Below are 9,088 nucleotides of genomic sequence, written 5' to 3'. Positions count from 1 at the left end.
CGCTACTTGCGCTTGGCGGGAGCCGCCGGCTTTACGGCGGACGCGATGGAGGATGCAAAGGTCGGCGCGACGACCTTTGCCTTGTCCTGCTTGGGCTTCTTCGTCTCGCGGTTGCCGCGGCGATGTTTCATGGACATGGGATTGGCTTCCTGGCGTCGAAGCGAAGAAAATCCTCGCGTCGTCGGGCCATGGTTCAGTCTACGCGCATTGTCGCAGGAAGTACGATTGGTGCCCTTAGTTCAGGGATTGCATCTGCGCGACAACCGAGTGCACGCGAAAGGACGGGGCTCGCTCGGGCATGGCCGACTGCGAATGCGGCACGGCGCGATCACCGATAGTGAATGCCGCCACCAGGAAGAGCAGCCCGCCGGCGACCGTACTCGGGCCATAACCCCAGCCCGCACTGTGCCGCCAGCACGGAAATGCCGCGATGCCCACGGCCGCCAGCAGCACGGCGAGGCTCAGTCCCAGCATTTTATCCCCCTATGGTTGGTGGATGAACGAGCACGGGAGGTGCGGGTTCCTTCCTGAGCGGTCTTTTTCGATACGCAGGCGGCGGTTGAGCCATCCCTCAGCGACGGCATTCCACATGGTCGCAGGCAGGCCTGCAGGGGTAGGTTGCCGGCAACAATGAACGATCCCCTCTCGAACGCCCGAGCGCTGCTGCAGTCGGTTTTTGGATTCGGTGCCTTCCGTCCCGGCCAGGAGGAAATCGTGCGCGCCGTGCTGGCCGGCGAGGACGTACTGGCGGTGATGCCCACCGGCAGCGGCAAGTCGCTCTGCTATCAGCTTCCCGCGATCGTCCGGCCCGGCCTCACCCTGGTGGTATCGCCCTTGATCGCGCTGATGCGCGACCAGGTCCGGGCGCTCACCGCCGCCGGCGTGGCCGCCGGCAGCCTCAATTCCAGCAACGATCCGGCGGAGAATTCCCGCGTGCTGGGGCTGCTGCGCCGGGACGAGCTGCGTCTTCTCTATGTGGCGCCGGAGCGGTTGGCGCGGCCCGATACGGTCGAGATGCTGGCCGAGGCGCATGTCACGATGATGGCCATCGACGAGGCACATTGTGTCTCGCAATGGGGACACGACTTCCGGCCCGAATACCTGACTCTCGGCAATCTGGCGCGCCAGATCGGCGGCCGCCTGCAGACCCTTGCCTTCACCGCCACTGCCGACGCGCCGACCCGGGGCGACATCGTCGAGAAACTTTTCGCCACGGAGCCGCGCGTCTTCGTGCGCAGCTTCGACCGACCCAACCTCAGGCTGGCCTTCAAGCCCAAGGAGCGATCGACGCGGCAGGTCCTCTCCTACGTGCAGGCGCATCGGGGAGAGAGCGGCATCGTGTACTGCTCGTCGCGGCGCAAGGTCGAGGAGATGGCCGAAGCGCTGATGGCGGCGGGCATCCGGGCGCGGCCCTATCACGCCGGCCTCGACAAGGCCGTGCGCGACGCCAACCAGGATGCCTTCCAGCAGGAAGACGGGCTGGTGATGACGGCCACCGTCGCCTTCGGCATGGGCATCGACAAGCCTGACGTGCGCTTCGTCTGCCACGCCGACCTGCCGTCCAACGTCGAGGCCTACTATCAGGAGATCGGGCGCGCCGGCCGTGACGGTCTGCCCGCCGATACCCTGACCCTCTACGGGCTGGGCGACATGCAGCTTCGCCGGCTGCAGATCGAGCAGAGCGATTCATCGGATGAGCGCAAGCGCATCGAGCGCCAGCGGCTGGGCGCCCTGCTGGCGCTTGCCGAGGCACCCCGGTGCCGGCGCCAGACCCTTCTCGCCTATTTCGGCGAGGCGTCCGAACCCTGCGGCAACTGCGATCTCTGCGTCGAGGGCGTCGAACTGTTCGACGCGACCGTCGATGCGCAGAAGGCGATGTCGGCCATCGTCCGCACCGGCGAACGCTTCGGCATGGAGCATCTCGTCGCCATCCTCACCGGCGAGCTCACCGACAACGTCGTCAAATTCAAGCACGACGGGTTGCCGACCTTCGGCGTCGGAAAGAACCGCAAGGCTGCCGACTGGCGCTCGATCTTCCGCCAGCTTTCGGCCGTCGGACTCATCGCGCAGGACCTGATGGAGCATGGGCGCTGGAGGGTCACCGACGAGGGCTGGGCCGTCCTGAAGGGCAGGCAGACGGTCGAGCTGCGCAAGATCGTCGCGTCGGCGACTTCCAAAGGCGAGCGCCGCGGGCGTGCCACGGCACCGGCGATCGTGAGCGATGCCGACAGCGGGCTTCTCGACTCGCTGCGCACGCTGCGCACCCGGCTGGCGCGGGCACAGAACGTGCCCGCCTATGTCGTCTTCTCCGACCGCACCTTGGTCGAACTGGCCACGCACCGGCCCTCGACCCTGGCCGCCATGCGCGAGATCCACGGTGTCGGCGACGCCAAGCTCGAACGCTACGGCGCCGACTTCCTGGCCGTCATCGAGCCGCGGGCGTCCTGACGGCCCGATCGCGGTCGCCGGTCAGCCCTTCTTGATCGGCGCGCCCATCGACCACAGGACGCCGAACGGATCGCGGAACTGGCCGTAGCGGTCGCCCCAGAACATGTCCTGGACGGGCAGCACGACGGTGCCCCCGGCCTTCAGCGCCTTGTCGAAGGCGGCATCCACGTCGGGCACCTGGAGATGGAGGATGAAAGCCGCGGGCTTTTCCAGAGGAGCGCCATGCTCGGGAAAGGCGTCGGCCAGCATCAGCGACCCGCCGTTGATCACCAGGTGGATGTGCATGTAGCGGCCCTTGTCGTCGGGCGGCATGCGCATGACTTCCTGGGCGCCGAGCGCGTTGGCGTAGAACTCGGCCGCCTGGGCCGCATTGCTGACCGAAAGATAGGGGCAGGGGCCCCCGAGGACGGGCGGCTGGGCGGGAGGGGTCATGACGGTCTCCTTGGCTGATGTCATATGCCGAGGACGAACGGCCGCGCCCGCATCCGACACTTCAGGTGGGAATTTCTTCAGCAGGACAGCCGGTCGAGATGCTGGCGGATATGCGCCGCCTCGGCGGGGGTGCTGGCGAGGGCGATCGCGCGGCCGAACGCCTCGCGGGCTTCCTGGGGGCGCTCGAGCTGCTGCAGCAGCGCGCCCTTCACGCCATGAAAATAGAAATAGCCCTGTAGCCGCGCGCCCAGCGGTTCGATCATCGCGAGCGCGGCTTGCGGACCGCGGACCTTCGAGACGGCGACCGCTCGATTGAGGGTCACGACGGGCGACGGCTGCAGCCGCTCGAGGTTGGCATAGAGCAGGTCGATCTGGGCCCAGTCCGTGTCCTCCGCGCGGGACGCACGGGCATGAAGGGCGGCAATGGCGGCCTGGATCTGATAGGGGCCGGGCCGGCGGTGGCGCATCGCCTTGTCGATCAGGGCCAGGCCCTCGGCGATGCGCGGCCGGCTCCACAGGCTGCGATCCTGGTCCTCCAGCAGGACGACGTTGCCGTCCGCGTCGAAGCGGGCCTTGGCCCGCGCGCGCTGCAGCAGCATCAACGCCGTGAGGCCCATGATCTCGGGCTCGGCAGGGAAGAGGCGCAGCAACAGGCGGCCCAGCCAGATCGCCTCCTCGGCCAGCGGCTTGCGCGCCTCGGCCTCGCGGCTGCTGCTCGACGAGTACCCTTCGTTGAAGAGCAGGTAGATCATCGCCGCAACGGCGGCGAGCCGCTCCGCGCGCTCCGGTGCGCCCGGTGTCTCGAAGGCGAGGCCGGCAGTGCCGATGCGGGCCTTGGCGCGGGTGATGCGCTGCTCCATCGCGGCTTCACCCACCAGGAAGGCCTGGGCGATCTGCTTCACCGACAGGCCGCAAACGATGCGCAGCGCCAGCGCGATCTGTTGTGTGGCGGGCAGTTCGGGATGGCAGCAGATGAAGAGCAGCCGAAGGATGTCGTCCTTGTAGTGCTCGCCGTCGAGCCGGTCGGCCAGCGAGGCTTCGGCGTCGTCGAGGTCCGACAGCACCGCTTCGTCCGGCAGTTCCGTTTGCTTCGCCTGTCGGCGGACTTGGTCCATCGCGGCATTGCGGCCGACCAGGATCAGCCAGGCGGCGGCATCGCGGGGCGGGCCGTTCTGTGGCCACGTCTTGAGTGCCCGCAGGCAGGCTTCCTGGAAGGCTTCCTCGGCGGTATCGAGAGTCCGGAAATAGCGTAGAAGCGCCCCCATCACCCGGGGGCGGGCCGCCGCCAGAACCGGATCGATCCAGCCGAGATCGTTCATGCGGCGGGCTTGGCTTCGTCAGGAAGCTGGCTGGGATGGAATTCGGCCACCGGCCGGATCTCGTAGCTGCCGGTGCCGGGATTGGCCTTGGCCAGCTCCTTTGCCGTGTCGAGTGCCTCCTCCAGCGAAGCGCAGTCGATGACGTAGAAGCCGAGCAGCTGCTCCTTGGTCTCCGCGAACGGCCCGTCGATCACCATCTCCTCGCGCCCTTTGCGCAGGGTCGTGGCCGCCGTCGTCGGGAGCAGGCGGGCGACCGGTCCCAGTCGCCCCTGCCGGGCGAGCTTGTCGTTCACGGCATAGAGCCGGGCCATGGTTTCGTCGTGATAGTCCTTCGACCACGAACCGATGGCTTCCTCGGAATTGTAGCAAAGGATGGCGTAGAGCATGGATCTTCGGCTCCTGTTGGACAGAGGACGCAGGAACGGGCTTCTTGCCGACAGGCCGGCCCGAACTATTTCAGCTCACTCGGCGTTGGAAGAGACGGGTGTCTCGAAGGGGATGCCGGCCTTCAGGATGCGATAGCGGCCATCCTCGATCTGCGCACCGGTGACGATTCCGGTACGGGCGCTGCCGCCGTCGAGGCCCAGACGGTCACCCTCGAAGAGGTGCGGGTCTTCCATGCCGCTGATCGCCGTGTGCTTGTCGGGCGGCGTATGGCCATGGACGACCAGCGTGCCGCCGAAGCCCTGCTTCCAGTCCAGGAACCCGTGATTGATCCACGCCCAGCGCGCCTCGGTGAAGATCAGCCAGGGCCGCGCGAGGAACTCGTCCTGGTCGGCATGGGGATCGAGGCCGCCATGGACGAACACCGTGTTGCCCAGCCGGACATGCGACCGCATGCCCTGCAGGCGGTGCACCACCGTCTCGCCGAGCGCCTCGTGAAGCAGAGCCTGGTCGGCATGGGCTGCCGCACGGCCGGAACGGGCCGCCATCTCGTCGAGGAGGATATGGCCGCCCATGCGCTTGCTGAGCCACATGGTCTCGGCCTTGTGCGCGTGCGGCCCGCCGACCACCGTGAGCATCATCATGATCTCGTGGTTGCCCATCAGCCGGTCGACATGGTCGACCCCGTGCGCTTCCTCGGAGCGGGCCCACAGGTCGAGCACGCCGGCGCTGTCGGGGCCGCGGTTGATCATGTCGCCGAGATAGATGAGCCGGCGCCGGCCTTCGGCTTCACCGGCCAGTCCGGCAATGGATTTCAGGAGTGCGCCGAGTTCCGCAGCACAGCCATGGACGTCGCCGATGGCGAACACCGTTTCCCCCTTCAGGTCGAAGGGGGCGGGCTTCCAGTCTGAGACGGTGACGGGCAGGTCGGTCATGGGGCCATGCTAGCCCTATCCGGTTTGGCGCTCCACAGCCGCCGGCTCGCGGTCGAACTCCTGCTTGATCCCTCGATTGAGATCGTACTTGAGCTGCACGGCCTGCTCCCGCTGCGTCCACACCTGTGCCGCCAATGTGTACTTGTCTGCCTCAAGCGTATCGATGCCGATCGCCGAAACCTTGAGAACCCGGGCATCCCGCTCGATCGTCCCGCGAAGCCGCGAGATCGAGGTATCGATGTCTTCGTTGGCGGGCCGCGGAACGCGGAATTCCAATCGCGCCGTGTCATTGCGGGTCGGGACCTTCAGCACTTCTCCCCACAGCTTGCCGTTGGGAATGATGATGCGGGTGTTGTCGTCGCCGTCGATCTCCGTGAAGAACAGGTTGATCTCACGCGCGATGCCGGTGACTCCGACGGTCTCGACCCGGTCGCCGATATGGAACGGGCGGAACACGACCAGCATGATGCCGGCCGCGAGGTTGCTGAGCGTGCCCTGGAGCGCCAGGCCGATGGCAATGCCCAGCGCACCCAGAACGGCGACGAAGCTCGTGGTGGCAATGCCGAAGGTCGTGAGGACGGCGACGAAGGTGAAGACGAGGACGGTGTAACGCGCGCCGTTACCGAGAAAGAGGGCAACGGTGCGGTCGATGCGCGGCGTCTGCTGGCAGAGGCGAACCACGGCCCGGTACAGCAGCCGCGATGCCATCCAGCCGATGCACAGGATGATGATGGCGCCTATGACGCGAAGGCCATAGGTCGTGCCCATGGCCACCATGATGTTGGCGGCGTTGTTCCACTGTTCCTCGATACCCATGAGGGAGGCAACGTGGGGAACGCGTTGGCGGTTCCTCCGCCGACCCGAGCGTGGCCTTAGCGGGCGTCGTTCTCGCGGATGAAGGTGCGAACGCGCGGCATGATCTGTTCGCGCCACTTGCGGCCGTTGAAGATGCCGTAATGGCCGACCCGAGGCTGCTCCCAGTGCACATGCCGCGCGCCCGGAATGTTGGGCGTCAGCGCATGCGCCGCCTTGGTCTGGCCGACGCCCGAGATGTCGTCGAGCTCGCCCTCGACCGTCATCAGGGCGGTCTCGATGAAGGACGGATCGATCTTGCGGCCGCGGCTCACCCACTCGCCGCGCGGCAGCAGGTGCTCCTTGAACACGACCTCGATCGTCTGGAGATAGAACTCGGCGCTGAGATCCATCACGGCGAGATACTCGTCGTAGAAGGCGCGGTGAGCCTCTGCCGGATCGTCGTCGCCCTTCACCAGATGCTCGAACTGCCGCATGTGCGCATTCACATGCCGGTCGAGATTCATGCTGATGAAGGAAGTGAGCTGAAGGAAGCCCGGATAGACGCGGCGCAGCGCGCCGGGGTAGTTCAGCGGCACGGTCGAGATGACGTTGTGCCGGAACCACATCATGGAGTTGCGCATGGCGAGGTCGTTGGGGACCGTCGGGCTGACGCGGGTGTCGATCGGCCCGCCCATCAGGGTGAGCGACTTGGGCTGGCGCGGCTCCTTGGCCTCTGCCATCAGCGCGGCGGCAGCCAGCACCGGCACCGAGGGCTGGCAGACGGCGATGACATGGACGTCGGGTCCGAGGTAGCGGCAGAAGTCCGCGACGTAGTCGATGTAGTCGTCGAGGTCGAAGTTGCCCTGGCTGAGGGGCACTTCGCGCGCGTCGATCCAGTCGGTGATGTGGACGTCATGGTCGGGCAGCAGCGCCTCGACCGTGCCGCGCAGCAGGGTGGCGTAGTGGCCGCTCATCGGCGCCACCACCAGTACCTTGGGATCGCGACGGGTGGTGTCGCGATGGAAGTGCAGGAGCTGGCCGAACGGCTTGCGCAACAGGATCTCTTCGTTGACCGCGACGGTCTCGTCGCCGACCACCGTCGTGTTCAGCCCGAACGCCGGCTTGCCGTAATTCTGGGTGAGGCGCGTCATGATCTCCGCGCCGGCGGCGATCGACTTGCCGACCCAGGTCTCCGCCCACGGATTGTAGGGGCTGGAATAGACCTGCTCGAGGGCGCTGGCCCACATCCGCAAGGGGACGGAGAGCTGGCGCTGGAATTCGTAGGCTTGATAAAGCATGGGGGGCGGATTGTACGCCCCGCGCCGCCTATGTCACGTCCCTATTGCGACGCAACAATTGTGTAAAAACAATGGCTTAGAGAAGGCGACCCACGGCATTGGCGATGGTTTCGGCCTTGGCGTCATGGGTGAAGTGGGTGACGAAGCGGCCGTTGCGATCGAGCAGGTAGACGATCGAGGAATGGTCCATGAGGTAGGGCGATCCCTCCTTGCCGGGCACTTTCTGGTAGTAGACGCGATAGGCCTTGGCGACATCGGCGATCTGCTGCGGCGTGCCGGTGAGGCCGATGATCCCCGGTCCGAAGTTCGGAACATAGCCCTTGAGCAGCTCCGGCGTGTCGCGTTCGGGATCGACGGTAATGAAGACGAGATTCACCTTCTTGGCCGCGTCCGGTCCCAGTCTTTCGACCGCCGTCTCCATCAGCAGCAACGAGGTGGGGCAGACGTCGGGGCAATAGGTGAAGCCGAAATAGATCAGTGTCGGCTTGCCCTTGAGCTGATCGCTCGAGAAGGGGCGGCCGTCCTGGTCGACGAGATTGAACGGACCGCCGATCGACGGCTTGCCGCCCTGCGTGGCATCCCAGCCGATCCAGCCGGCCGCGACGACGAGCGCCGCGATCCAGACACCGAGAAGCGCCTTCATGGTGCGTGACATGGCGGGAACATGGGCTGTTGCGGCCGGCTCGACAAGCCGGACCGCTCGTCGCACAACCTCTCTGCCTGTGTGTTTCGACCGAGAGGAAAGTTCGATGTTCTACGATGCCGCCAAGCGCGACCACGGACTGCCGCAGGATCCGCTGAAGGCGCTGATCGTGCCGCGACCCATCGGCTGGATCTCCACCATCGACGGCCAGGGCCGGGTCAATCTCGCGCCCTACAGCTTCTACAACGGCGTCGGCGAATTCCCGCCCATGGTCTACTTCGCCATCACCGGCACCTATGGCGACACGCCGACCAAGCACAGCCGCATGAATGCCGAGGAGACCGGCGAGTTCGTGGTCAACATGGTGACCGCGGAGATGAGCGAGAAGATGAACATCACCACGGCGATGGTGGCCTACGGCATCGACGAGATGAAGCTCGCCGGCCTGACGCCCGAGCCGTGCCGCTTCGTGAAGCCGCCGCGGGTCAAGGAATCGCCGGTCGCTCTCGAATGCAAGTACTGGAAGACGATCGAGCTGCCGGAAGAGCCGGGCCACGAGGCCAAGCGCGGCTCGATCGTGCTGGGTCAGGTGGTCGGCATCCACATCGACGACGCCATCCTGAAGGACGGCAGGGTCGACATCATGGCGATGAAGCCGGTCGCTCGGCTGGGCTACAGCGAATATACGACAGTCGAGAACGTCTGGAAGATGCGCCGTCCGGACGATCCGCGGTTTCAGTGAGTCAAACTGTCATCCTGAGCGCAGCGAAGGACCTGACGGAACGACCAGCGGACTCCTGAGCGGGCGCGAGATCCTTCGCTGCGCTTCAGGGC

At 66.1% G+C, this 9,088-nt stretch carries 11 protein-coding genes; 2 read left to right on the top strand and 9 right to left on the bottom strand.

The annotated features are described in order from the left end of the window. Window positions 1-2: 2 nt before the first annotated feature. On the bottom strand, window positions 3-137 hold the full coding sequence (locus tag ACO07K_RS23915; RefSeq protein WP_298307624.1) for a hypothetical protein: 135 nt from the start codon (window positions 135-137) through the stop codon (window positions 3-5). Window positions 138-234: 97 nt separating this feature from the next. Beyond that, on the bottom strand, window positions 235-474 hold the full coding sequence (locus ACO07K_RS23910) for a DUF3309 family protein (protein WP_422032319.1): 240 nt from the start codon (window positions 472-474) through the stop codon (window positions 235-237). Between the two features lie 156 nt (window positions 475-630). Here ACO07K_RS23910 and recQ point away from each other — a divergent pair, with 156 nt between their 5' ends. After that, window positions 631-2,448, top strand: a complete 1,818-nt coding sequence (gene recQ, locus ACO07K_RS23905; protein ID WP_422032318.1) for a DNA helicase RecQ — start codon at window positions 631-633, stop codon at window positions 2,446-2,448. 21 nt (window positions 2,449-2,469) lie between these two features. Here the strand turns inward: recQ and ACO07K_RS23900 are convergent, their stop codons facing one another. The 7 genes from ACO07K_RS23900 to ACO07K_RS23870 form a co-directional block, all read right to left on the bottom strand. Then, a complete protein-coding gene (locus ACO07K_RS23900) occupies window positions 2,470-2,880 on the bottom strand; it encodes a VOC family protein (protein ID WP_422032316.1) in 411 nt (136 codons plus the stop codon). 77 nt (window positions 2,881-2,957) lie between these two features. Beyond that, window positions 2,958-4,199: an RNA polymerase sigma factor gene (locus tag ACO07K_RS23895; RefSeq protein ID WP_422032314.1), complete on the bottom strand. Its 1,242-nt coding sequence runs from the start codon at window positions 4,197-4,199 to the stop codon at window positions 2,958-2,960. Beyond that, on the bottom strand, window positions 4,196-4,585 hold the full coding sequence (locus ACO07K_RS23890) for a YciI family protein (RefSeq protein ID WP_422032312.1): 390 nt from the start codon (window positions 4,583-4,585) through the stop codon (window positions 4,196-4,198). The genes ACO07K_RS23895 and ACO07K_RS23890 overlap by 4 nt, the downstream gene beginning before the upstream one ends. A 75-nt stretch (window positions 4,586-4,660) precedes the next feature. Further along, window positions 4,661-5,518, bottom strand: a complete 858-nt coding sequence (locus ACO07K_RS23885; RefSeq protein WP_422032310.1) for a metallophosphoesterase — start codon at window positions 5,516-5,518, stop codon at window positions 4,661-4,663. Window positions 5,519-5,533: 15 nt separating this feature from the next. After that, window positions 5,534-6,334: a mechanosensitive ion channel family protein gene (locus ACO07K_RS23880; protein WP_422032308.1), complete on the bottom strand. Its 801-nt coding sequence runs from the start codon at window positions 6,332-6,334 to the stop codon at window positions 5,534-5,536. A gap of 56 nt (window positions 6,335-6,390) precedes the next feature. Next, window positions 6,391-7,611 (bottom strand): polyhydroxyalkanoate depolymerase, encoded by a 1,221-nt coding sequence (locus tag ACO07K_RS23875; RefSeq protein WP_422032306.1) that lies wholly within the window; start codon window positions 7,609-7,611, stop codon window positions 6,391-6,393. A 76-nt stretch (window positions 7,612-7,687) separates the two neighbouring features. Then, entirely contained in the window at window positions 7,688-8,266 is a 579-nt protein-coding gene (locus tag ACO07K_RS23870) for an SCO family protein (RefSeq protein WP_422032304.1), read from the bottom strand. A gap of 94 nt (window positions 8,267-8,360) precedes the next feature. Here ACO07K_RS23870 and ACO07K_RS23865 point away from each other — a divergent pair, with 94 nt between their 5' ends. After that, window positions 8,361-8,996: a flavin reductase family protein gene (locus tag ACO07K_RS23865; protein ID WP_422008901.1), complete on the top strand. Its 636-nt coding sequence runs from the start codon at window positions 8,361-8,363 to the stop codon at window positions 8,994-8,996. Window positions 8,997-9,088: the final 92 nt, after the last annotated feature.

This window comes from Reyranella sp. (genome assembly GCF_965228225.1).
GTDB lineage: Bacteria > Pseudomonadota > Alphaproteobacteria > Reyranellales > Reyranellaceae > Reyranella.
The sequence above is the reverse complement of the archived record's forward strand: the minus strand, read 5'-3'. Positions and strand labels throughout refer to the sequence as shown.